Annotated in this window: 20 protein-coding genes; 8 read left to right on the top strand and 12 right to left on the bottom strand. The window is 66.8% G+C overall.

What is annotated here, in order from left to right; genetic code table 11:
- The first annotated feature begins 60 nt into the window (after positions 1 to 60).
- From ACOZHM_RS18040 to ACOZHM_RS18025, 4 genes are all read left to right on the top strand, one after another.
- On the top strand, positions 61 to 672 hold the full coding sequence (locus tag ACOZHM_RS18040; RefSeq protein ID WP_421570685.1) for a YczE/YyaS/YitT family protein: 612 nt from the start codon (positions 61 to 63) through the stop codon (positions 670 to 672).
- Between the two features lie 61 nt (positions 673 to 733).
- On the top strand, positions 734 to 2770 hold the full coding sequence (locus ACOZHM_RS18035; protein WP_421570684.1) for an FAD-dependent oxidoreductase: 2037 nt from the start codon (positions 734 to 736) through the stop codon (positions 2768 to 2770).
- Between the two features lie 453 nt (positions 2771 to 3223).
- Positions 3224 to 3682 carry a cell wall hydrolase gene (locus ACOZHM_RS18030; protein ID WP_421570683.1) on the top strand — a complete coding sequence of 153 codons (459 nt, stop codon included), beginning with the start codon at positions 3224 to 3226 and terminating at the stop codon, positions 3680 to 3682.
- Positions 3683 to 3768: 86 nt separating this feature from the next.
- A complete protein-coding gene (locus tag ACOZHM_RS18025) occupies positions 3769 to 4380 on the top strand; it encodes a glutathione S-transferase N-terminal domain-containing protein (protein WP_421570682.1) in 612 nt (203 codons plus the stop codon).
- 114 nt (positions 4381 to 4494) lie between these two features.
- On the opposite strand, the gene ACOZHM_RS18020 is transcribed toward ACOZHM_RS18025, so the two are convergent.
- From ACOZHM_RS18020 to ACOZHM_RS18005, 4 genes are all read right to left on the bottom strand, one after another.
- Positions 4495 to 5556 (bottom strand): suppressor of fused domain protein, encoded by a 1062-nt coding sequence (locus ACOZHM_RS18020; protein ID WP_421570680.1) that lies wholly within the window; start codon positions 5554 to 5556, stop codon positions 4495 to 4497.
- 67 nt (positions 5557 to 5623) lie between these two features.
- Positions 5624 to 6118: a hypothetical protein gene (locus ACOZHM_RS18015; RefSeq protein WP_421570679.1), complete on the bottom strand. Its 495-nt coding sequence runs from the start codon at positions 6116 to 6118 to the stop codon at positions 5624 to 5626.
- Positions 6119 to 6380: 262 nt separating this feature from the next.
- A complete protein-coding gene (gene prpE / locus ACOZHM_RS18010) occupies positions 6381 to 8258 on the bottom strand; it encodes a propionate--CoA ligase (protein ID WP_421570678.1) in 1878 nt (625 codons plus the stop codon).
- A gap of 89 nt (positions 8259 to 8347) precedes the next feature.
- Positions 8348 to 9412 (bottom strand): aldo/keto reductase, encoded by a 1065-nt coding sequence (locus tag ACOZHM_RS18005; protein ID WP_421570676.1) that lies wholly within the window; start codon positions 9410 to 9412, stop codon positions 8348 to 8350.
- Between the two features lie 141 nt (positions 9413 to 9553).
- Between ACOZHM_RS18005 and ACOZHM_RS18000 the strand changes: the two genes are divergently transcribed.
- The gene (locus ACOZHM_RS18000; RefSeq protein ID WP_421570675.1) at positions 9554 to 10435 is read left to right on the top strand and encodes an AraC family transcriptional regulator N-terminal domain-containing protein; all 882 of its coding nucleotides are present in this window, start codon (positions 9554 to 9556) and stop codon (positions 10433 to 10435) included.
- A gap of 58 nt (positions 10436 to 10493) precedes the next feature.
- Here the strand turns inward: ACOZHM_RS18000 and ACOZHM_RS17995 are convergent, their stop codons facing one another.
- Both ACOZHM_RS17995 and ACOZHM_RS17990 read right to left on the bottom strand, forming a co-directional pair.
- The gene (locus ACOZHM_RS17995; protein ID WP_038690241.1) at positions 10494 to 11480 is read right to left on the bottom strand and encodes a malate dehydrogenase; all 987 of its coding nucleotides are present in this window, start codon (positions 11478 to 11480) and stop codon (positions 10494 to 10496) included.
- 114 nt (positions 11481 to 11594) lie between these two features.
- Positions 11595 to 12086, bottom strand: a complete 492-nt coding sequence (locus tag ACOZHM_RS17990; RefSeq protein ID WP_421570674.1) for a peptidylprolyl isomerase — start codon at positions 12084 to 12086, stop codon at positions 11595 to 11597.
- Between the two features lie 259 nt (positions 12087 to 12345).
- Here ACOZHM_RS17990 and typA point away from each other — a divergent pair, with 259 nt between their 5' ends.
- From typA to ACOZHM_RS17975, 3 genes are all read left to right on the top strand, one after another.
- Positions 12346 to 14193, top strand: a complete 1848-nt coding sequence (gene typA / locus ACOZHM_RS17985; RefSeq protein ID WP_421570672.1) for a translational GTPase TypA — start codon at positions 12346 to 12348, stop codon at positions 14191 to 14193.
- Between the two features lie 12 nt (positions 14194 to 14205).
- A complete protein-coding gene (locus ACOZHM_RS17980) occupies positions 14206 to 14691 on the top strand; it encodes a DUF2127 domain-containing protein (protein WP_421570671.1) in 486 nt (161 codons plus the stop codon).
- 77 nt (positions 14692 to 14768) lie between these two features.
- The gene (locus tag ACOZHM_RS17975) at positions 14769 to 16355 is read left to right on the top strand and encodes an amidase (protein WP_421570732.1); all 1587 of its coding nucleotides are present in this window, start codon (positions 14769 to 14771) and stop codon (positions 16353 to 16355) included.
- A 27-nt stretch (positions 16356 to 16382) separates the two neighbouring features.
- Here ACOZHM_RS17975 and ACOZHM_RS17970 read toward each other — a convergent pair whose 3' ends face one another.
- From ACOZHM_RS17970 to rpsD, 6 genes are all read right to left on the bottom strand, one after another.
- Positions 16383 to 17540 (bottom strand): mechanosensitive ion channel family protein, encoded by a 1158-nt coding sequence (locus ACOZHM_RS17970; RefSeq protein ID WP_421570670.1) that lies wholly within the window; start codon positions 17538 to 17540, stop codon positions 16383 to 16385.
- A gap of 118 nt (positions 17541 to 17658) precedes the next feature.
- Positions 17659 to 19032 (bottom strand): class II 3-deoxy-7-phosphoheptulonate synthase, encoded by a 1374-nt coding sequence (locus ACOZHM_RS17965; RefSeq protein WP_421570669.1) that lies wholly within the window; start codon positions 19030 to 19032, stop codon positions 17659 to 17661.
- Between the two features lie 33 nt (positions 19033 to 19065).
- Positions 19066 to 19578 (bottom strand): disulfide bond formation protein B, encoded by a 513-nt coding sequence (locus ACOZHM_RS17960; protein WP_421570668.1) that lies wholly within the window; start codon positions 19576 to 19578, stop codon positions 19066 to 19068.
- A gap of 1020 nt (positions 19579 to 20598) precedes the next feature.
- Positions 20599 to 20985 (bottom strand): 50S ribosomal protein L17, encoded by a 387-nt coding sequence (gene rplQ, locus ACOZHM_RS17955; protein WP_123728453.1) that lies wholly within the window; start codon positions 20983 to 20985, stop codon positions 20599 to 20601.
- Between the two features lie 198 nt (positions 20986 to 21183).
- Entirely contained in the window at positions 21184 to 22182 is a 999-nt protein-coding gene (locus ACOZHM_RS17950; RefSeq protein ID WP_421570667.1) for a DNA-directed RNA polymerase subunit alpha, read from the bottom strand.
- Between the two features lie 55 nt (positions 22183 to 22237).
- On the bottom strand, positions 22238 to 22867 hold the full coding sequence (rpsD, locus tag ACOZHM_RS17945; RefSeq protein ID WP_421570666.1) for a 30S ribosomal protein S4: 630 nt from the start codon (positions 22865 to 22867) through the stop codon (positions 22238 to 22240).
- Between the last annotated feature and the right edge of the window lie 4 nt (positions 22868 to 22871).

Here is a 22871-nt window from a genome sequence, read left to right as displayed (position 1 = left end):
GTATCTGTCGGCGTCGGACGCCGACGCCTACAGTCAGGGCTCCTCCCCGGTAACGCCACCATGCCCACCTCGCTGCCCCTGCGCCTGCTGCAACTGTTGATCGGCCTGTTCCTGTACGGCATGGGCGCGGCGGTGATGATCCGTGCCGCGGTCGGCGTGGCGCCGTGGGATGTGCTCTCGCAGGGCATCGCACTGCAGACGCCGCTGTCGTTCGGGGTGGCCACCAATGTGATCGGCGCGCTGGTGCTGCTGCTGTGGTGGCCAATCCGGCAGAAGCCGGGACTGGGCACGGTGCTGAACGTGCTGCTGATCGGTCCCAGCGCCCAGTTCGGCCTGTGGCTGTTGCCGGAGGTGCACGGCCTGGCCTGGCAGGTACCGATGTTCGTGCTTGGCCTGCTGCTGGTGGCCGTGGCCACCGGCCTGTATATCGGCGCCCGCTTCGGCCCGGGCCCGCGCGACGGCCTGATGACCGGGCTGCACGCCCGCACCGGCTGGCCGATCTGGGTCGTGCGCAGCCTGATCGAAGGCACCGTGCTGGTGATTGGCTGGCAGCTGGGCGGCAACGTCGGCCTGGGCACCCTCGCCTTCGCCCTGCTCATCGGCCCCCTCTGCGGCTACACCCTTCCCCTGTTCGGCATCCGCAAGCCGGAACCCGCGCCCGCCATGCGGTAACCCTTGCGTGCAAAGGCGATTCGCGGCACCCTTCGCCCCAACCGTACGCAAGCGTATCTTTATGTCGCCAGCCGCCGAAACTCCCGCTTATCCCCATCTGTTCGCCCCACTCGACCTGGGCTTCACCACCCTGCGCAACCGGATCCTGATGGGGTCCATGCACACCGGCCTGGAAGACCGCGCACGCGACTTTCCCCGGCTGGCGGCGTATTTCGCCGAACGCGCGGCCGGTGGGGTGGGCCTGATCGTCACCGGCGGCTATGCGCCGAACGTGGTGGGCTGGCTGAAGCCGTTCGGCGGCAAGCTGTCCTGGCCGTGGGAGGTGGGCCCGCACCGCCAGCTGACCGGCGCGGTGCATGCGCACGACGGCAAGATCTGCCTGCAGCTGCTGCACGCCGGGCGCTACGCCTACCACCCCCTGTCGGTGGCACCGTCGAAGAAGAAGGCGCCGATCAATCCGTTCACGCCGCGTGCCCTGTCGGCGCGTGGGGTGGAGCGCCACATCGCCGACTACGCCCGCAGCGCGCGCCTGGCCCGTGAGGCCGGCTACGACGGCGTGGAAGTGATGGGCTCGGAAGGCTATCTCATCAATGAATTCATCGCCCCGCGCACCAACCTGCGCAGCGACCGCTGGGGCGGCGACGCGACCCAGCGCATGCAGTTCGCGGTGGAAATCGTGCGCCGCATCCGCGAGGCCTGCGGGCCGGACTTCATCATCATCTACCGGCTGTCGCTGGTCGACCTGGTCGACGACGGCAGCAACTGGGACGAGATCGTGCAGCAGGCCAAGGCGATCGAAGCGGCCGGCGCCACGCTGATCAACTCGGGCATCGGCTGGCACGAGGCACGCATCCCGACCATCGCCACCTCGGTGCCGCGTGCGGCCTTCGCCGGCGTCACCGCCAAACTGAAGCCGCATGTGCGGGTGCCCGTGATCGCCACCAACCGCATCAACATGCCCGATGTGGCCGAGCAGATCCTGGCCGGTGGCGGCGCCGACATGGTGTCGCTGGCGCGGCCGTTGCTGGCCGACCCGGAATGGGCCAACAAGGCCCGCGCCGGCCGCCCGCAGGCGATCAATACCTGTATTGCGTGCAACCAGGCCTGCCTGGACCACGTATTCGAGAACAAGACCGCCAGCTGCCTGGTCAACCCGCGCGCGGTGCACGAAACCGAGCTGGTCTACCGCCCCACCGCCGCGCCGCGCACGGTCGCGGTGGTCGGTGCCGGTCCGGCCGGGCTGGCCTGCGCCACGGTGGCGGCCCAGCGCGGCCACCGGGTCACGCTGTTCGACGCCGGCAGTGAGATCGGTGGCCAGTTCAACGTGGCCAAGCGCATCCCCGGCAAGGAAGAGTTCCACGAGACCCTGCGTTATTTCCGCCACCTGCTGGAAGAGACCGGGGTCGAGGTGAAGCTCGACACCGTCGCCGACGTGGGCACGCTGGCAGGCTTCGACGACGTCGTGGTCGCCACCGGCATCACCCCGCGCCAGGTCGCCTTCCCGGGGGCTGACCACCCCAAGGTGGTCACCTACCTGGACGTGCTGCTGGGCAAGGTGCAGGTGGGGTCCGAGGCGGCCATCATCGGTGCCGGCGGCATCGGCTTCGATGTCGGCGAATTCCTGGTGCATCACGCGGGACCGTCGTCGGCACTGGACGCTTCGCGCTGGATGGCCGAATGGGGCGTGGACCCCACGTTCGAGGCGCGCGGTGCGCTGGCCCGGCCGCAACCGGAAGCACCCGCGCGCAAGGTCTGGCTGCTGCAGCGCAGCCCCGGCAAGCCGGGCGCGCGGCTGGGCAAGACCACCGGCTGGATCCACCGCGCCACGCTCAAGGCCAAGGGCGTGAAGATGCTCGGCGGCGTGGAATACCTGGGGGTCGACGATGACGGCCTGCGCATCCGCGTGGACGGCCAGGAACAGACCCTGCCGGTCAGCCACGTGGTGGTGTGCGCCGGGCAGGAACCGCGCCGCGACCTGCATGCCGCGCTGCTGGCCGCCGGTGTCCAGGCGCACCTGATCGGCGGCGCCGACGTGGCTGCGGAACTGGATGCGAAACGTGCGATCCAGCAGGGCAGCCAGTTGGCCGCTTCGCTCTGACGTTGGCCGAGGGCACGACCAACGGTCGTGCCCTACCGGCGCTGATTGCACCACCCACGGTCGTGCCCTGGCGATGCTGAATTGCACGACCGATGCGCGTGTATTTCCGACACGGAAATACCCTGCCGAACGGCCTATGTCCTCCAGCCGGCGCCGCCTCCGTTGGGTAGGTGAGGACCGTTGCCCGCGACCTGAATGGGCAAAATCCACCCCCTTCCGAACCTGAATGTCAAGCCATTCGATTCAGGATGCGTTGCGAAATGCCCCCCTATCGTGCGCCAACTTTCCCGCTCACCACCCAGTTCGAGTGAGCGCGCGGCCCCCGACTTCCCAGGGTGCCGCCAACGGGCGGCCCCGATGGTCGCCTCCCCATGACGCCAAGTCGTACGCCTTGCCCCATCCCGCAGAGTCGGGTGGACAGCCAGGTGCGGCCCATACGGAGCAAGGAGATTTATGAAACTGGCCTGGATTCTCTGGCTGTCGCAGTTGTTGCCCCAGCCGGCCGCCGATTCGTTGTGCCTGAGCACGACCGTCTACCTCGAAGCGCGTGACCAGACCCTGCGCGGCCAGCAGGCCGTTGCGGAAGTGGCCCTGCGCCGCCTGGACAGCGGGCTGTGGGGCGACTCGATGTGCAAGGTGGTGACCGCACGCAAGCAGTTCGCCCCCACGATCGTGGCGCCGGGCACCCAGCTGGCCAACACCGATGCCTGGGAAGAGGCGATGACCGTGGCCTTCGACGCCGAGCGCAATTGGGCGCTGCCGGTGGGTGAGCGCAAGGAAATCGTGCCCGGTGCGAGCCACTTCGCGGCGTTGGCCATCGCCAACCCGAGCTGGCGCAACGCCTACCAGGTGGCGACGATTGGCGATCACACCTTCTATAAGGTGCAGAGCCTCAAGCCCCGCCAGTCGTAACGATCTGTTGCCGGCGCGCCGTTGCCGCGCGCCCCGGGCCTCTGGGATAGTGGTGGTTTCCACCACCGACCCCGAACGGAGTCCCCATGAAGCTGTACAGCAAGCCCGGTGCCTGTTCCACCGCCGACCATATCGCGCTGCAATGGACCGGCCAGCCTTTCGAGGTGGAACTCCTGGACAAGGACACCATGAAGGCACCCGCGTTCCTGGCGATCAATCCCGCCGGCGCGGTGCCCGCCCTGGTTGACGGCAGCTTCGTGCTGACCCAGAACGCGGCCATCATGGGTTACATCGCCGACTCCTTCCCGCTGGCCGGGCTGGGCGGTGACGGCAGCCCGCAGCAGCGCGCCGAAGCGGCCCGCTGGCTGTCCTTCGTCAATTCCGACGTGCACCCGGCGTTCTCGCCGCTGTTCGGCCCGGCCAAGTTCATCGCCGACGAGAGCCAGTTCGACGCGATTCGCGCCGCCGCACGCAAGCGCCTGCGCGGCCTGTTCGAAACCGCCGACCGCCAGCTGGCCGACAAGCCGTGGCTGGCCGGTTTCCGCAGCTTCGCCGATCCCTACTTCTACATCACCCTGCGCTGGGCCAACGCCGCCAAGGTCGACCTGTCCGGCCTGGACAACCTGGCCGCGTACAAGACCCGCATGGACGCCGACACCGGCGTGCAGGCGGCACTCAAGGCCGAAGGCCTGAATTAAGGACGTGCCGTAGAGCCAGGCTCTGCCTGGCTGCCGTAGAGCCAGGCCATGCCTGGCTGATCAATGATCGACACCGAAAAAGCCCGGCCACGCCGGGCTTTTTCATGCCCGCCATCACCCGATCTCGCGCACCACGTTGTCCTGCGCATCGCGCAAGGTGGTTGGCACGACTTCCACCACCAGCCCCATGCCCGGTACTGGATAGCGGCCACGTTCGGCACGCACCTGCTGCTGCAGCGTGGCCAGCCCCCGCGCGGACAACGTGCAGCGCATGCCGTCCGCGACCGCACGCACGGCATCCTCCGCACCCGGCACAAATTCCCATTCGCGCTCGCGGCTGACGATGGTCAGCGGATGGCCATGCTGCAGACGCAGCGGCAACAACTCCAGCACGTTGGGCACCTGCCCGGCGCCCAGCACGAGTACCACGCCCTCGCCTTCTTCGCGCCAGCCCAGCGTCTCCACGAACAGCACGGCGGTGCTCGACCCTTCGCGTTCGCTGCCCTGCTGCAGAAGCAGCGCCAGCGCCGGATCATCCAACAGTGATGCACGGTGCAGGTCGGTGATCCACAACGGCATGCGCGGCGCCAGTGCCTGCAGCACGCCGTCGGTCGACCAGCGCTTGATCGCTGCCATCTCCGCATCGCTCACGCCGATCACCTGCAGAAAAGCCAGCTGGCCATTGGCGGTGGCCCGTGCCGGCAGCTGCGGATCGGGCATGAAGGCCAGGTGGCGCAGGCAGGTATCGGTGTCCAGCGCGATGGGGCCGTTGGCATTCATGTGGTGGCCCGCCTCGAAGACGTTGCCGCTGGCGAACACGTAGCGCGCCAGGTTCTGCAGCAGGTTCATCGGCCACACCGGCGGCGTATCCTCGCCGTCTTCCACGGCCAGCCGGAAGGTCAGCTCGAAGCCGAAGCCGCTGCTGTCGGCGTCATCGCTCTGCTTGTCGTACAGCTCGGAGAAGCCATAGGTCACGTAGTGCCAGTGCGGCCGTGGCAACTCGGCGCGGTAGACACTGATGCCATCCAGCGGATCGCGCCCACCCAGCGTATAGGGCAGCGCCGTGCCGAAGTGGCGCGGCTCCTGCCCCGGGTACAGCGGTGCCAGCGCGGCATTGATGGCATCCCAGCCGGGGGTGCCGTCGCCGCCGGAGGTGTCGGTGTTCTGCTCGTCCATGCGTTTGCCCTCGGTGCCCGGAAAGGACGCCAATGTACGCCAATGCCGCTGCCCGCTGCCGCGCCGCTCAGGCCGGCTGCGGTGTGTTGAGCAGCAGTGCGCGGGTTTCTTCCAGCCAGCGGTTGGCCAGCGCCGGGCTCTTGGCTTTGGACACTGCCGCTGCCATTTCCGGCCACAGCTTTTCCAGGCCGGACGCGTCGGTGCAGCGCTCGATCTTGAGCTGCATGAAATAGCCCTTCAGGCCGAGGTGTTTGCGCACCGATTCGCTCATCCAGTCATACAGCTGTTTGTACAACTGCGGGTCCTGTTCGCGCCCGGCGGTCAGCGCGCGCGGCGCGGCCGGTGCCAGCGAGCCGCCGGTGATCTCGATCAGCCCCATCTGTGCCAGCTGCTCCAGCGCGTCATCGGGCGCGCGCAGGCCCGGTAACATGCCGGTCAATTCGTCGTCATCGCGCTGACCATCGACCATCAGCAGAATGGAGCGCAATCCTGGCGGCAGCCGGCGCGCACGGTCTTCGATTTCCTGACGGCCAGCGGCCGTCTTGGCATGGATATACGCCATGTGTTTCCCCCTGTTGCCTGGTCCCCCTGCACGCACGGACCGGCGGTCACCGGCACACGTACGCCCCCTTGCGATCGTCCAGGCACCGGCCTGCCCGTGCACGCCATCCCCGGCGTGGCACGTATCCGGCCCGTCACGATCACCCCCGCAGCTTACCCGAGGTCTTCAAGCGCGGGTAATGCACCGCAACACGGGACGTGGTGACCGGGCAACCGGAGCCAGCCCCCTGCCATTGGCGGGGATGTCCGGCCGGCGCTAAGCGCTACCTCCCCAGCGCCCTGCGGATCTCGTCGAGCGCGCCCGGATCGTCCAGGGTGGACAGGTCGCCCGGGTCGCGGTGTTCGGCCAGGGCCTGCAGCGAGCGGCGCAGCAGCTTGCCCGAGCGGGTCTTTGGCAGCGCGTTGACCAGGTGGATGTGGGCCGGCCGGGCGACGGCGCCCAGGCTCTGGGTGACCCGCTGCATCATCTCGGCCACCACCGCACTGCCGTCGTCGTCGATGGCCTGCTTGAGGGTGACGAACACCAGCGGCACCTGGCCCTTGAGTTCGTCCTTGACTCCGATCACCGCCGCCTCGGCCACCAGCGGGTGGCCGGAAATGCACTCCTCGATCTCGCGCGTGCCCAGCCGATGGCCGGCCACGTTGATCACGTCGTCGGTGCGGCCGAGGATGAAGGTGTAGCCGTCTTCATCGCGGATCGCCCAATCCAGCGAGCTGTACAGCAGCTCCTTGAAGTGGCTGAAGTAGCTCTGGATGAAGCGCGCATCGTCCTTCCACACCGTGCTCATGCAGCCCGGCGGCAACGGCGGCACCATCACCAGCACGCCCTTCTGCCCCGGTTCGACTTCCGCACCGGTATTCTCGTCGATCACCTTCATGCGGTAGCCGAGATTGGCGAAACCCGGTGAGCCGAAACGCACCGGCTTCATGTCCACACCCGGCAGCAGCGTCAGCGCGGGCCAACCGGTTTCGGTCTGCCAGTAGTTGTCGATGATCGGCTTGCCGAGCGCATCGTTGATCCAGTGCGCGGTGGGCTCGTCCAGCGGCTCGCCGGCCAGGAACACATACTTGAGCGCCTCCAGGTCATGCCGACGGATGAAGTCGACATCGTGCTTCTTGAGCACGCGGATGGCGGTAGGCGACGAGAACAGCGTGCGCACGCCGTACTGTTCGCACAGCGCCCACCAGATGCCCGGATCGGGGTTGGTGGGCAGCCCTTCGTACAGCAGCGAGGTGCAGCCCCCGATCAGCGGACCGTAGACGTTGTAGGAATGCCCCACCGCCCAGCCGACGTCCGAGGTGGAGAACATCACCTGGCCAGGCTTGCAGTCGAACACCGTCTCCATCGACTGCGCCATCGCCACCGCATAGCCGCCCACGTCGCGCTGCACGCCCTTCGGCTTGCCGGTGGTGCCCGAGGTGTACAGCAGGTAGCTGGGTTCGCTCGACTCCAGCCACACCACCGGCACGTCCTGGTCGCCCACTTCCTCGCGCAGCGTGGCGTAATCGAGGTCACGCCCCGGCACCTTCGGTTCGGCCGGGTCCAGCCCGCGCGACACGATCAACACGTGCGGCGGCGGCGACTGCGCTTCGGCACATGCCGCGTCCACCATCGCCTTGTACGGAATCACTTTGCCGCCGCGCTTGCCGGCGTCGGCGATGATCAGCAGCTTCGGCTCGGCGTCATCGATGCGCAACGCCAGGTTGTGCGCGGCGAACCCACCGAACACCACCGAATGGATGGCGCCGATGCGGGCGCAGGCCAGCATGGCGAAGACCGCCTCGGCCATGTTCGGCATGTAGATCACCACGCGGTCGCCGCGCCGCACCTCCAGCCGCTGCAGCACGGCGGCGAAGGCATTCACTTCGCGGTAAAGCTCGCGGTAGCTGATCTCGCGGGTGCTGTTGGTTTCGGTGGAGATGGCCACCAGCGCCAGCTGATCGGGGCGGTCGACCAGGTGGCGATCCACGGCGTTGTAGCAGAGGTTGGTTTCCCCACCCACGAACCAGCGCCGGAACGGCGGGTTGCTGTAGTCGAGAATCTGCTCCGGCCGCTTGTGCCAGTAGATCCGCTCCGCCTCCTCGGCCCAGAACGCCTCGGGTTCGTCGATGGATCGCCGGTAAACCTCTTCGTAACGCATGACAGCCCTCCCAGACAAAGTCATGGGATCGAGCATAGTCCGATGGCGGTGGGCCGGCCGTCCGACCTTGGTCGTAGGACGGCCCGGTGCTACCGGCTCCGGATCCGGCTTCCCCCACTGATCAGCTGCTGTGCCATCGGCCGTGCGATGAAACGCGCGGGAAAGATCGGTGCCGGCGCGCTCGCCGCGTCCAGGCGTTGCAGCTGCGCATCGCTGAACACGATGTCCAACGCACCGAGATTGTCCTGGAACTGCGCCAGGGTGCGCGCGCCCATCACCGGCGAGACCACGGCCGGATGCCGCAGCGTCCAGGCCAGGGCAACCTGCGAACGGCTGGCGCCCAGCTCCTCGGCGATCGCACCGACCACGTCGGCGATGTCCAGGGCACGCCCGGTCAGGTGTCCAGTGGACGCGATCACGCCCTTGCGCGTGGGCGATACGTCGGCGGCATTGTCGTCGGTCAGATCCGCGCGGCTGTACTTGCCGGTGAGCACCCCGCCGCCCAGTGGCGACCAGGGCAGCACGCCGAGACCGAGCGCTTCGGCCATCGGCATCAACTCGTGCTCCACGGTGCGCTCGAGCAGGCTGTATTCGATCTGCAGCGCGACGAACGGCGACCAACCGCGCAGGTCGGCCAGGGTCTGCATCTGCGCCACGCGCCATGCCGGCGTGTTGCAGATGCCCAGGTAAAGCACCTTGCCCGCGCGGACCAGATCGTCGAGCGCGCGCATCACCTCGTCGGGCGACGTGGTGAAATCCCACGCGTGCAGGTACAGCAGGTCGATGCGATCGGTATCGAGCTGGCGCAGACTGGTTTCCACCGAACGCACCAGGTTGAGACGGTGGTTGCCACCGGCATTGGGATTGCCGGCCTCGCGCGCCATGGTGAACTTGGTGGCCAGCACGATGCGTTCGCGCATGTTCTTGATCAGCCGGCCCAGGATGCGTTCGGCGCTGCCGTCGGTGTAGTTCACGGCGGTGTCGATGAAGTTGCCGCCGCGCTCGACATATGCATCGAAGATGCGCGCGGCCTCGGCGTCGTCGGCGCCCCAACCCCAGTCGGCACCGAAGGTCATGGTGCCCAGCGAGAGCGGCGACACGCGCAGGCCGGAGCGTCCGAGCAGGCGGTAGTGGTTGAGGGCGGTGGTGGTCATCGGCAGGGCCTCGGGTCAGGGGAACTGCCGGGAATCTTCCGGCGGCGGCCCCGGGAGGCGATAGCCCGTGCGTCCGGCAGGCTTGCACGATCGTCCGACCCACACGCGCGCTGCGCCTGACCGCCTGTACCATCCCGCGGCATGGACCGACTCGACGCCTTCGTTGCCCTGCTGGACCGCCACGCGCCGAGCGACGGCACGCACGCCGTCGCACTGCCGGGCGTGAAGCTGATCCGCGCCGCATCGCCGACACTGCCCATGCCGGTGATCTACGAACCCACCGTGTGCCTGGTCGGCCAAGGCGTCAAACAGGCGCATCTGGGCACCGCCTCATACCGCTACGACCCGCAGCATTACCTGATCGCCTCGGTGGACCTGCCGGTGATGGGGTCGGTGATCCAGGCCAGTCCCGAACGGCCCTATCTGTGCCTGCAGCTGGACCTGGACCTGGCCACGTTGTCCGAACTCGCCCTCGCCCACCCGGCCGCGCCGGCGCGTGTGCCGGCACCCGCCAGCGGGCTGTCGCTCAACCACACCAGCCCGGAACTGCTGGACGCGGCGGTGCGCCTGCTGGCGCTGCTGGACGCGCCCGCGGACATCGACGCGCTGGCACCGCTGACCGTGCGCGAACTGCTGTACCGGCTGCTGCAAGGACCCGGCGGCGGCATCCTGCGCCACATCGCGCAGGCCGACAGCCGGCTCAACCAGATCGCCCGTGCCATTGCGTGGATCAAGACGAATTTCCATGAGCCGTGCCGCATCGAACAGGTCGCCGAGGTGGCTGGCATGAGCCGCTCCAGCTTCCACGAACACTTCAAGGCGATCACCACGCTGAGCCCGCTGGAATTCCGCACCCGCCTGCGCCTGCAGGAGGCACGCCGGTTGATGGTGGGCGATGCACTGGACGCGGCCAGCGCCGGCTTCCGCGTCGGCTACGAGAGCCCCTCGCAGTTCAGCCGCGACTACGCGCGCGTGTTCGGCGCCCCGCCGGCGACGGATGCCGGGCGGTTGCGCGCCGGGTAGCGGAATAAAAAAACGCCGGGCAAGCCCGGCGTTTTTCATAAGCAACCGCTGCGCGCGATCAACCCAGCAGGTGGGCCACGCCGCTGCGCTCTTCTTCCAGCTCGGCCAGGGTCTTGTCGATGTACTTCTGGCTGAAGTCGTCGACCGGCAGGTCCTTGACCAGGGTGTACTCACCGTTTTCGGTGGTCACCGCGAAGCCGAAGATCACGCCTTCCGGGATGCCGTAGGAGCCGTCAGACGGCACGCCCATGGTCACCCACTTGCCGTTGCTGCCCAGCACCCAGTCGCGCACGTGGTCGATGGCGGCATTGGCGGCCGAGGCAGCCGAGGACGAGCCACGGGCTTCGATGATCGCCGCGCCGCGCTTGCCCACGGTCGGAATGAAGGTACCGGCATTCCATTCCTGGTCGTTGATCGCATCGGCGACGGACGCGCCGTCGGCGGTGGCGAAACGGTAGTCCGGGTACATGGTCGGGCTGTGGTTGCCCCACACGACCAGCTTCTCGATGCCACCGACCGACTTGCCGAGCTTGGACGACAGCTGGCTCAGGGCGCGGTTGTGGTCCAGGCGAAGCATGGCGGTGAAGTTGCGCGGGTTCAGGTCCGGCGCCGACTTCATGGCGATGTAGGCATTGGTGTTGGCCGGGTTGCCGACGACCAGCACCTTCACGTTGCGGCTGGCGACCTTGTTCAGCGCCGCGCCCTGCGCGGTGAAGATCTTGGCGTTTTCCAGCAGCAGGTCCTTGCGCTCCATGCCCGGGCCGCGCGGACGCGCGCCGACTAGCAGGGCGATGTCGGCATCCTTGAATGCCACTTCGGCGTCATCGGTACCGACCATGCCGGCCAGCAGCGGGAACGCGCAGTCTTCCAGTTCCATCATCACGCCGCGCAGCGCGGCCTGGGCCTTGTCGACCGGCAGCTCGAGCAGCTGCAGGATGACCGGCTGGTCCTTGCCCAGCATTTCGCCGGAGGCGATGCGGAACAGCAGGGCGTAGCCGATCTGGCCGGCGGCGCCGGTCACGGCAACACGAACAGGTGCTTTCATGGGGATTTCCTCTGCTAAGAAGCTGTGTGGGAGTGGCCACCGGGCGGGGAAAGACCTGGCGGGGCGGCCGTAAACGCGAAACGGCCTCCCGTCATGGGAGGCCGCTGGAAAGGATCAGGCCGAAAGGATCTTGTTCCACTCGGCGACCTGGTCGGCCTGCGCGGCCAGCACGGCGTCGGTGTCGCCTTCCAGGGTGATCGAATGGATCACGTCGCCCTGCTTGACCGAGTCGACGATGGCCTGGCCGTCCAGCACCTGGCCGAACACGGTGTGCTTGCCGTCCAGCCAGTCGGTCTTGATGTGGGTGATGAAGAACTGGCTGCCGTTGGTGTTCGGGCCGGCATTGGCCATGGACAGCGAGCCGATCTGATGCTTCACGCCGTTCTTCTCGTCCTCGAACTTGTAGCCCGGGCCGCCGGTGCCCTGGCCCTTGGGGCAGCCGCCCTGGATCATGAAGTCCGGGATCACGCGGTGGAAGATCAGGCCGTCATAGAAGCCCTTCTTGACCAGGTTCACGAAGTTGGCGACGGTCTTGGGCGCCTTGTCGGCGAACAGCTCGACCTTGATCGGGCCCTGGGTGGTGTCGAAGGTGGCAATGAGGGACATGGGGATCCTTGGTATTCGGGTTGTTGTCAGCCCGTAAGGATACACCGCGCCCCCTGAAACGACGTGCGCCAGTCTCATGAACGCGTCGCCACGCGCCCGGTCGCCACCGCCGCCCCGGGAACCGCCTTTCCTGCCCCCGAAGCCACGCGGGGCGGGGCTCTACCTGAATAGGCGAAAGGTAGTTTTCGCGTTTGGTCATGGAAGCCGTATAATGTTGGACTTCTTTTTCCAAATCCGGCGCCGACTGGCCCCCTTTCGCATGTCTATCGAAAATCTTCGCAACATCGCCATCGTCGCCCACGTCGACCACGGTAAGACCACCCTTGTCGACCAGCTGCTCAAGCAGTCCGGCACGCTTTCCGAGCGCACCGTGCTCGCTGAACGCGTCATGGACAGCAATGATCAGGAAAAGGAGCGTGGCATCACGATCCTGGCCAAGAACACGGCCATCACCTGGGAAGACAAGCGCACCGGCGTCAAGAACCGCATCAACATCGTCGACACCCCCGGACACGCCGACTTCGGCGGCGAAGTGGAGCGCGTGCTGTCGATGGTGGACACCGTGCTGATCCTGGTTGACGCCATGGACGGCCCGATGCCGCAGACCCGTTTCGTCACCCAGAAGGCCTTCGCGATGGGCTTCAAGCCGATCGTCGTGGTGAACAAGGTCGACCGCCCGGGCTCGCGTCCGGATTGGGTGATCGACCAGGTCTTCGACCTGTTCGACAAGCTCGGCGCCACCAATGAGCAGCTGGACTTCCCGATCGTCTACGCCTCGGCCCTGAACGGCTATGCCGGCCTGGAAGACAGCGTGCGCGACGGCGACATGACCCCGCTGTACGAAGCGATCATGCAGCACGCGCCGAAGCCGGAAGTGGACCCGGAAGGTCCGTTCCAGATGCGCATCAGCCAGCTGGACTACAACAACTTCGTGGGCGTGATCGGCATCGGCCGCATCCAGCGCGGCACCCTGAAGAAGAACATGCAGGTCGCGGTGATCGACCGTGAAGGCAAGAAGCGCAACGGCAAGGTCGCGCAGGTGCTGGGCTTCCTGGGCCTGGAGCGCATCGAGCAGGACACCGCCGAAGCCGGCGACATCGTCGCCATCTCGGGCATCCAGGAACTGACCATCTCCGACACCCTGTGCCACCCGGACACCCCGGAAGCACTGCCGGCGCTGACCGTCGATGAACCGACGATCTCGATGACCTTCCAGGTCAACAATTCGCCGTTCGCCGGCAACAAGGACCTGTCCGGTGGCAAGTTCCTGACCAGCCGCCAGATCAAAGACCGCCTGGACCGCGAGCAGGTCCACAACGTGGCCCTGAAGGTGGAGCAGCTGGAAGACGCCGACAAGTTCCTGGTCTCCGGCCGTGGCGAACTGCACCTGTCGGTGCTGATCGAGAACATGCGTCGTGAAGGCTACGAGCTGGCCGTGTCGCGCCCGGAAGTCATCATCAAGCAGATCGACGGCCAGGCCATGGAGCCGATCGAGCAGCTGGTGGTGGACATCGAAGAACAGCACCAGGGCGGTGTCATGGAAAAGCTGGGCACCCGCAAGGGCCAGCTGAAGAACATGGAGCCGGACGGCAAGGGCCGTGTGCGCCTGGAGTACCAGATCCCGGCCCGTGGCCTGATCGGCTTCCAGAACGAATTCAAGACCCTGACCCAGGGTTCGGGCCTGCTGTTCCACGTGTTCGACCATTACGGCCCGAAGGAACAGGGCGCCATCGCCAAGCGCCAGAACGGCGTGATGATCGCCAATGCGCCGGGCGCCACCCCCGCCTACTCGCTGGGGCCGCTGCAGGAACGCGGCAAGCTGTTCGCTGCTGAAGGCGACAACGTGTACGAAGGTCAGCTGATCGGTATCCACTCCAAGGACAACGACCTGACCGTCAACGCGATCAAGACCAAGCCGCTGACCAACATGCGCGCTTCGGGCAAGGACGATGCGATCCAGCTGACCCCGGCGATCAAGTACTCGCTGGAGCAGGCCCTGGACTTCATCGAAGACGACGAGCTGGTCGAGATCACCCCGAAGGAAATCCGCCTTCGCAAGAAGGGGCTGACCGAAAGCGACCGCAAGAAGGCTTCGCGCGGCGGCTGATCGGACACCTTCGTGACCGACAAGCCCTACAACCCGGATCCTCACAAGCATCCGGGGCTCCACCTGATCGCCTTGCTGGAAGCCAGCAAGGCGGTCCTGGCGCTGTTGGCTGCCACCGGGCTGGAAATGCTCGGGCCGCAGCCACTGCGCGATGCGGTCAATGCCCTGATCCGGCGTTTCAGTCTGGACCCGGATCACGGCACGCTGCCCTCGCTGCTCAACATGATCAGCCCCGATGCCGTCCACCTCGCCGCTGCGGCGATGGTCGCTTACGGCATCCTGCATCTTTTCGAGGCCTGGGGCCTCTGGCGCGCCAAGGCCTGGGCTTCCTGGCTGGGCTGCGTCACCGCCGGCATCTACCTGCCGTTCGACATCTACGCCATCATCCGCCACCCCGGCTGGGCCTCGTGGTCGGTGCTGGTGATCAATCTCATCGTGGTTGGCGTGCTCGCCCGTGACATCCGCAAGCGCACCCGCCCCGTCGATCCAACCGCCTGAGTTGCCAAGGGTGCATGGCGCTGGTTAGCCTGAGCACCGGTTTCGGGAACACATTCATGCGCGTGCCACTGACATCGATGGTGATCGCCATCGCGCTCGCGGGCTGCGCGCAATCGCCTGTGCCGCTGTTGAGCCAGGCACATGCCGCCGCGCCGGCCGACCCGCGCGACACCCCCTTCGTCTATGCCGAAACGGATATCAGCGCCCTGCAGGCGCAGATGGCCGCGGGCGAGCTGGACAGCGTCACCCTGACCCGCGCCTATCTGGAACGGATCGCCCACCTGGACCGCGCCGGGCCGCGCCTGAACGCGGTGATCGAACTCAATCCGGACGCCCTGAAGGACGCCGCCGCGCTGGACGCCGAGCGCCGCCGAGGCCAGCTGCGCGGGCCGTTGCACGGCATCCCGCTGCTGCTCAAGGACAACATCGGCGCGCGCCCGATGAGCACCAGTGGCGGCTCGCTGGCACTGGCCAGGTTCCGCCCGGACGACGCCTTCCTGGTCACCCGCCTGCGCGCAGCCGGGGCCGTGATCCTGGGCAAGACCAACCTCAGCGAATGGGCGAACTTCCGCTCCAGCCAATCGGTATCCGGCTGGAGCGCGCGCGGCGGGCAGACCCGCAACCCGTACCGGCTCAGCCACTCGCCCTGCGGCTCCAGCAGCGGCAGCGCGGTGGCCGTGGCCGCCAACCTGGCCGCCGCCGCCGTAGGTACCGAGACCGACGGCAGCATCGTCTGCCCGGCGGCCATGAACGGCGTGGTCGGGCTCAAGCCGACGGTCGGGCTGGTCAGCCGCGAGGGCATCATCCCGATCTCCTTCAGCCAGGACACCGCCGGCCCGATGGCGCGCAGCGTGGCCGATGCGGCGGCGCTGCTGACCGCCATGGCCGGCCGCGATGCCGCCGACCCGGCCACGGCCACCATGCCCGGCCGCGCCGTCTACGACTACACCGCGCGGCTCAACCCGAACGGCCTGCGCGGGGCCCGCATCGGCGTGCTGCACGGGCCGCTCGACCAGCAGCCCGGCGTGGCGCCTGCCCTCGACCATGCCATCGGCGTGCTGCGCGACGCCGGCGCGGTGGTGGTGCCGGTGACGCTGCCCACCCAGGACCAGTGGGAGGACGCCGAGCAGACCGTGCTGCTGCATGAATTCAAGGCCGGTCTGCAGCGCTACCTGACCACCCACAAGGCGCCGGTGCGCGACGTGGAATCGATCATTGCCTTCAACCGCGACCATGCGGACAAGGAACTGGTGCTGTTCGGCCAGGATCGCATGGAGGCGGCCGCGCAAGCCGGCAGCCTGGGCAGCCCCGACTACATCGCTGCACGCACGCTGGCGCGGCGCCTGGCCGGCCCAGAGGGCATCGACGCGGTGCTCAAGGCCGAACGCCTGGACGCGCTGGTGGCGCCCACCACGGGTACCGCTTGGCCGCTCCGCGCCGGCCAGGGAGATGCCTTTCCGGGTGGCAGCTATGGCGCGGCCGCCGTGGCCGGCTATCCCAGCCTGAGCGTGCCGATGGCGCACGTGAACGGCCTGCCGCTGGGCCTGCTGTTCATGGGCACCGCCTGGAGCGAGCCGAAGCTGATCGAGCTGGCCTACGACTACGAGCAGCGCACCCGGGCGCGACGCCCGCCCCGGTTCGGCACAGAAGCGTTGCTGCCCTGAGGCGACGTACCGACCAACGGTCGGCACCTACCGCCGAGACCCGTCCACCACGTCATCCACCGCCACCACAGCAGGTGGCCCATCCTCGGCACCCGGCGAGCGCGCGTCGTCGGACGGTTGCGAGCGCGGTGCGCGCGCGGGCGGATCGGGGCGCTCCAGGATCTCGGCACGGGTACGTGGCAGCGCCTGGGGATGTTCGCGGGCGAGGAAGTCGAGCATGCGTTCGCGCACGATGCAGCGCAGGTCGAAGGCATCGCCCGAATTGCGGGCGCTGACCAGCAGGCGCACCTGCAGGGTGTGATCGGTGGTTTCGGTCACCTGGGTCACGCAGACGCGCCCATCCCACAGCGCTTCGCCCTTGCAGATGCGCTCCAGCTCGGCGCGGATCGCCGCGATCGGCGCGCGGTAGTCCAGCCACAGGAAGGCGGTGCCGAGCAGGTCGGCGCTGCGCCGGGTCCAGTTCTGGAACGGGTTTTCGATGAACCAGGTCAGCGGCACCACCATGCGCCGCTCGTCCCAGATGCGCACCACGACGTAGCTGCTGCCGATCTCCTCCACCCGCCCCCACTCGCCTTCGACAATGACCACATCGTCGAGCCGGATCGGCTGGGTCAGCGCGATCTGCAGGCCGGCGATCAGGTTGCCGAACACCGGCTTGGCCGCGATGCCGGCCACCAGCCCGATGATGCCGGCCGACGCCAGCAACGCGGTGCCGATCTGCCGCACCATGGGAAAGGTCAGCAGCACCATCGCGGCGCCGACCAGGATGATCGCGCCCATCAATACGCGGCTGAGCACGCGGGTCTGGGTCTGGATACGGCGCGCGGCCAGGTTGTCGGCCACTTCCATCGGGTTGTCGCGCAGGATCGCCTGCTCGCCGGCGGCCACCGCGCGTACCAGCAGCCAGATGAAGCAGGCGGTGACACCGATGTGCAGCAGCCGCAGCGACTGGTCCAGCCAGCGCCCGTCGAGCGGGGTCGCTTCAAGCGCAGGGATGAGCACCAGCATCGGCAGCGCGAAGGCCAATGGCCGGCTGATCACCCGCGTAATGCGCGCGCGACGGTAGTCACGGCCCTTGAGCCGGCGGGTCAACGCCATCAGCAACCACCAGCCGGTGATGCCGATGGCCAGCGCAATCCCGATCGGCCACAGATACGCGGCCGCTTCCTGCCACTCCACGTGCATGCACGCTCCCGTACGAATAAACGGAAGCGTTACCGTGCCAGAACGGGGATGATCGTGACGTAGAGCCACGCCATGCGTGGTTGCTCTTCACCAGACACCGCGAAGCCCGCGCGGGCGGTCAGCCGCCCTGCTTGCGCACAATCGCCATGGCAATCTCCAGCGACTGCTCGTAGTTCAGGCGCGGATCCACCGAGGACCGGTACGCACGCTCGAGATCGCGCTCGGTCAACTCGCGCGCGCCGCCGGTGCATTCGGTCACGTCCTCACCGGTCAGCTCCAGGTGCACGCCACCCAGTCGGGTACCGGCAGCGGCATGCAGGTCGAACGACAGTTCCACCTCGCTGCGCACGTTGTCGAAGCGGCGGGTCTTGTACCCATTGCTGGTGCTTTCGGTATTGCCATGCATGGCATCGCACACCCACAGCACGCGGCGGCCATCGCGCTTGACCGCTTCCAGCAGCGGCGGCAGCTTGTCGGCAATCTGCGCCGCCCCCATGCGATGGATGAAGCTCAGGCGACCCGGTTCGTCATCAGGGTTCAGCACGTCGATCAGGCGCAGCAGCTGGTCCGGCTGCACCGACGGCCCCACCTTGATGGCAATCGGATTACGCACGCCACGCAGGTACTCGACGTGGGCGCCATCGAGCGCGGCGGTGCGCATGCCGATCCACGGGTAATGGGTACTGAGGTTCAACCAGCCCTGCTGGCGCGGCACCTGGCGGGTAAGCGCCTGTTCGTACGGCAGCAGCAGTGCTTCGTGCGAGGTGTAGAAGTCGATGCGGTTGAGGTTGTACACCTGCGCACCCGACAGCGTCTCCATGAAGCGCACGGCGTCGCCAATGGACGACACCATCTTCTGGTAGTCGGTGGCCAGCGGCGAATGCCGCACCCACTCCAGGTTCCAGTATTCGGGGTGATGCAGATCGGCGAAGCCGCCATCGATCAGGGCGCGCACGAAGTTCATGGTCATGGCCGAGTGCGCGTGGGCCTGCAGCATCCGGCGCGGATCGGGCAGGCGCGCGGCCTCGGTGAACTCCGGCGCATTGATCACGTCGCCGCGATAGCTCGGCAGGGTCACGCCATCGCGGGTCTCGGTATCGGCCGAGCGTGGCTTGGCATACTGCCCGGCAAAGCGCCCCACGCGGATGACCGGCTTGCGCATGCCGTGCACCAGCACCAGGCTCATCTGCAGCAGCACCTTGAGCCGGTTGGAGATGGTGGTGGACTCGCAGTCGCTGAAGTTCTCGGCGCAGTCACCGCCCTGCAGCAGGAAGCGCTTGCCTTCCTGCGCGTCGGCCAGCTGCTGCTTGAGCGACAGGATCTCCCACGAGGTCACCAGCGGCGGCAGCCGCTTGAGCTCATGCAACGACGCATCCAGCGCCACCGGATCCGGATAGGTCGGCATCTGCAGCGCGGGCCGGCCGCGCCAACTCTCCGGCGACCAGTCGGTCGGCACGGCAGCGAAGGTAGGGGCACGGTCGGAAGCAGTCATCGGAATATCCAGTCAATCAGCAGGGGTGAAAAATCAGTGGCGACGGGCAGGTCGACGGAACGACACCACCAGCGCCCAAATGCCAAGCAGCGCGAACCAGACCACGCTCCACATCGGAATGCTCATACCGAGGAAGGTCCAGTCGATGTTGCCGCAGTTGCCGGTACCGGTCAGGACGGTGCGGAACACCTCGAACGGCCCCATGGTCTCGCTCAGGAATGACAGCGGCGGCCCACAACTCGACCCCAGGTCCTGCGGCAGCAGCTGCACATACACATGGCGCGCGGCAATGCCGGCACCCACCGCCGCCGCAATGAACGCGAGCACGCCGTAGGTCATCCGCCCCGGCCGGTCGCGCGGCCCATGCAGCGCACCAATCAGGAACAGCAGCCCCAGCGCGGCGAACGCAATCCGCTGGAAGATGCACAACGGGCAAGGCTCCAGCCCCATCTTCAACTGCAGCCAGATCGCATAGCCGATCAACGCCGCACAGATCAGGAACCCCAGCAGAAACTGGGCGCGGTAATTCCAGCGCAATGGATTCATCGCCAGCACACTCATGTTGGTCAGGCGCCAAGATTAACAGGCCCTCACGCCATACAGGCTGCGACCATCTGCCGTATGTCGGCGTAGTTGGCCATACGGAGTGTTTCGGCTCTTGGGCGAACATCCGCGCAGCCGTTTTATTCACTGCCCGGCCGCGCCGGTGCGGTTCTTCGGGGTCGCCGTGATTGCATTCACCTAGGGCGCTGTTGGTTTTAAGCGGACAGCCGCGCAGCCGTGCTGTTCACTGCCCGGCCGCGCCGGGTGCGGGTTTGCGGGGGACGCCGCAAGTACGTCCCTGTAGGCTCAGTCGCGGCATCCATGCCGCTCATGCCCCCTCAAACCCGCCCCCGCCGCGTCCCCGACAATGGGTCGGTGCTCATAGGGCCCACCGGCTCGTCGTGAGAGGTCGCAACCTGTGGGAAGCCGGGCATGCCCGGCTCATCTTCGCCAGCCGTAGAGCCGGGCTTTGCCCGGCTGCCGTTGACGTCGTCGCCGAAGAGAGGCCGGGCATTGCCCGGCGTACCGGCAGGTCGCGGCCTCCCATGCCCGGCCATGAGGCCATCCAAGCACCGACCAAGTTTCGGGGTCGCGGCCGGGGTGGGTTTGCGGGGGCATGAGCGGCATGGGTCGGGCGTATACGCCCGACGGGTTGGGCAGGAGCCCAACCCCGGTCTTGCCGTGTGCGCAGGACAGCGCACACGCGCAAGCCGCGACTGAGCCTACACGGACGTACTTGCGGCGTCCCCCGCAAACCCACACCGGCCGCGGCCGGACCGATAGCACACAAGCGTGCAGCTGTTGGCGCACAACCAACAGCAGCCGGGCAGAGCCCGGCGCTACGGAGCAACAGGCAACAGGCAACAGGCGGCAAGCGGCAAGCGGCAAGCGGCAAGCAACAGCAACAGCAACAGCAACAGCGACAGCGACAGGCAAAAAACGGCAGGCGGCGAGCAGAACGCAGGCAACAAAAAACCCGGCGCTGGGCCGGGTTTTTTGGGAATCTTTGGTGTTGCTCGTCGATTATTCTTCGACGGCTTCAGCCACGGCGGCCGGACGGTCGACGAGTTCGACGTAGGCCATCGGAGCGTTGTCGCCAGCGCGGAAACCGCACTTCAGCAGACGCAGGTAACCGCCCGGACGGGTCGCGTAGCGCGGGCCCAGGGTGGTGAACAGGTTGCCGACGGCTTCGTTGTCACGCAGACGGGCGAAAGCCAGACGGCGGTTGGCGACGGAGTCGACCTTGGCCAGCGTGATCAGCGGCTCGGCGACGCGGCGCAGTTCCTTGGCCTTCGGCAGCGTGGTCTTGATCAGCTCGTGCTTGAACAGCGAGGCAGCCATGTTCTTGAACATTGCTTCGCGGTGCGCGCTGGTACGGTTGAACTTACGGCCAGACTTCATGTGACGCATGGGATGTAATCCTTAAAAGAATGTTGGATCGGTTGGGTATCGCTGTCGCCTTCCTGGCGTTGCTGCTTGGACTGCGGTTGGTCCGGTGCCGGCCCTCCTGGCCGACCGTCACCGCAGGCTATGGGCCTGTCGGTGCGAGGTACTGCGGGTAAAGCCCCCGCACCCGAAGGTGCGGGGTGAAACTCTTGCTGCGCTGGATCAGCCGAGCATGCCGTGCTGGGCGACACCGGCCGGCGGCCAGTTCTCCAGCTTCATGCCGAGCGAAAGGCCGCGCTGTGCGAGGACTTCCTTGATCTCGGTCAGCGACTTCTTGCCGAGGTTCGGGGTCTTGAGCAGTTCCACTTCGGTCTTCTGGATCAGATCGCCGATGTAGTAGATGCTTTCGGCCTTCAGGCAGTTGGCCGAACGAACGGTCAACTCCAGATCGTCGATCGGGCGCAGCAGCACCGGATCCACGCCGTTGTTGGCCGGCTTGGCTGCACCGCGGTCGCGGTGGGTGAAGTCACCGAAGACCGACAGCTGATCGCTGAGGATGTCGGCGGCGGTGCGCACGGCTTCCTCGGCATCGATCGTGCCGTTGGTTTCGATGTCCAGCACCAGCTTGTCCAGATCGGTACGCTGTTCGACGCGGGCCGCTTCCACCGAATAGGCGACGCGACGGACCGGCGAGAACGACGCGTCCAGGACCAGACGACCGATGGCACGGGTCTCTTCGTCCGGACGACGACGCGCGGCGGCCGGCTGGTAGCCGAAGCCACGCTCGATCTTCAGACGCATGTTGACTGCCGTTTCCTTGGTCAGGTGGCAGATGACATGATCGTTGTTGAGGATATCGACGTTGTGGTCGACCTTGATGTCCGCAGCGGTCACGACACCCGGACCCTGCTTGGACAGCGACAGCGTAGCGCTGTCACCGGTATGCATACGGATCGCCACGTCTTTCAGGTTGAGCAGGACTTCGAGAACGTCCTCCTGCAGGCCTTCAAGGGTGGTGTACTCGTGCAGCACGCCGTCGATCTCGACTTCCGTGATGGCGAAGCCCGGGATGGACGACAGCAACACGCGACGCAGGGCATTGCCCAGCGTATGCCCGTAACCACGCTCCAACGGTTCGATGACGACCTTGGCGCGGGTGTCGGTAATGCGTTCGATCTGCGGACCGCGAGGACGCAGAACCTGATTGGCGGTAACCGTCATGTTGCGGGTTCTCCTAGTGAATCCCCGGCCGTCGCCGGGGATTCTCCGATGTGAATTACTTCGAATACAACTCGACGATCAGCGCTTCGTTGATATCCGCAGGCAGGTCCGCACGATCCGGAACAGCCTTGAAGATGCCGGCGAACTTGGCCGCATCCACTTCGATCCACGACGGGCGCAGGTCATGCGTGCTGGACACGGTCAGGGCTTCCTGAACGCGCATCTGCTTGGCAGCCTTTTCGGACAGTGCAACAGCGTCGCCAGCCTTGACCTGGTACGAAGCCAGGTTGACCGACTTGCCGTTCACAGTGACGCCGCGGTGCGAGACCAGCTGACGAGCAGCCGGACGGGTCACAGCGAAGCCCATGCGATAGACGACGTTGTCCAGACGGGTTTCCAGCAGCTGCAGCAGGTTCTCGCCGGTGTTGCCCTTCTTGGTCGAGGCCTTCTTGTAGTAGTTGCGGAACTGACGCTCCAGCAGACCGTAGATACGCTTGACCTTCTGCTTTTCACGCAGCTGGGTAGCGTAGTCGGACAGCTTGCCCTTACGGGCAGTGGCGCCGTGCTGGCCGGGCTTCTGCTCCAGCTTGCACTTGGAGTCCAGCGCACGGGCCGGGCTCTTGAGGGAAAGGTCGGCGCCTTCGCGGCGGGCGAGCTTACAGGTAGGACCGATATAACGAGCCATTTCT

This window comes from Stenotrophomonas sp. PD6 (assembly GCF_049199305.1).
Classification (GTDB): Bacteria; Pseudomonadota; Gammaproteobacteria; order Xanthomonadales; family Xanthomonadaceae; genus Stenotrophomonas.
The sequence above is the reverse complement of the archived record's forward strand: the minus strand, read 5'-3'. Positions and strand labels throughout refer to the sequence as shown.

Bases quoted from the DNA above. Each gene is read 5' to 3' on its own strand.
- ACOZHM_RS18040 (WP_421570685.1), top strand. From the start codon at position 61: ATGCCCACCTCGCTGCCCCTGCGCCTGCTGCAACTGTTGATCGGCCTG.
- ACOZHM_RS17950 (WP_421570667.1), bottom strand. From the start codon at position 22,182: ATGACGGTTACCGCCAATCAGGTTCTGCGTCCTCGCGGTCCGCAGATC.
- typA (WP_421570672.1), top strand. From the start codon at position 12,346: ATGTCTATCGAAAATCTTCGCAACATCGCCATCGTCGCCCACGTCGAC.
- ACOZHM_RS17995 (WP_038690241.1), bottom strand. From the start codon at position 11,480: ATGAAAGCACCTGTTCGTGTTGCCGTGACCGGCGCCGCCGGCCAGATC.
- ACOZHM_RS18025 (WP_421570682.1), top strand. From the start codon at position 3,769: ATGAAGCTGTACAGCAAGCCCGGTGCCTGTTCCACCGCCGACCATATC.
- ACOZHM_RS17960 (WP_421570668.1), bottom strand. From the start codon at position 19,578: ATGAATCCATTGCGCTGGAATTACCGCGCCCAGTTTCTGCTGGGGTTC.
- ACOZHM_RS18005 (WP_421570676.1), bottom strand. From the start codon at position 9,412: ATGACCACCACCGCCCTCAACCACTACCGCCTGCTCGGACGCTCCGGC.
- ACOZHM_RS17965 (WP_421570669.1), bottom strand. From the start codon at position 19,032: ATGACTGCTTCCGACCGTGCCCCTACCTTCGCTGCCGTGCCGACCGAC.
- ACOZHM_RS18015 (WP_421570679.1), bottom strand. From the start codon at position 6,118: ATGGCGTATATCCATGCCAAGACGGCCGCTGGCCGTCAGGAAATCGAA.
- ACOZHM_RS18035 (WP_421570684.1), top strand. From the start codon at position 734: ATGTCGCCAGCCGCCGAAACTCCCGCTTATCCCCATCTGTTCGCCCCA.
- rplQ (WP_123728453.1), bottom strand. From the start codon at position 20,985: ATGCGTCACATGAAGTCTGGCCGTAAGTTCAACCGTACCAGCGCGCAC.
- ACOZHM_RS17990 (WP_421570674.1), bottom strand. From the start codon at position 12,086: ATGTCCCTCATTGCCACCTTCGACACCACCCAGGGCCCGATCAAGGTC.
- rpsD (WP_421570666.1), bottom strand. From the start codon at position 22,867: ATGGCTCGTTATATCGGTCCTACCTGTAAGCTCGCCCGCCGCGAAGGC.
- ACOZHM_RS18000 (WP_421570675.1), top strand. From the start codon at position 9,554: ATGGACCGACTCGACGCCTTCGTTGCCCTGCTGGACCGCCACGCGCCG.
- ACOZHM_RS17975 (WP_421570732.1), top strand. From the start codon at position 14,769: ATGGTGATCGCCATCGCGCTCGCGGGCTGCGCGCAATCGCCTGTGCCG.
- prpE (WP_421570678.1), bottom strand. From the start codon at position 8,258: ATGCGTTACGAAGAGGTTTACCGGCGATCCATCGACGAACCCGAGGCG.
- ACOZHM_RS18020 (WP_421570680.1), bottom strand. From the start codon at position 5,556: ATGGACGAGCAGAACACCGACACCTCCGGCGGCGACGGCACCCCCGGC.
- ACOZHM_RS18030 (WP_421570683.1), top strand. From the start codon at position 3,224: ATGAAACTGGCCTGGATTCTCTGGCTGTCGCAGTTGTTGCCCCAGCCG.
- ACOZHM_RS17970 (WP_421570670.1), bottom strand. From the start codon at position 17,540: ATGCACGTGGAGTGGCAGGAAGCGGCCGCGTATCTGTGGCCGATCGGG.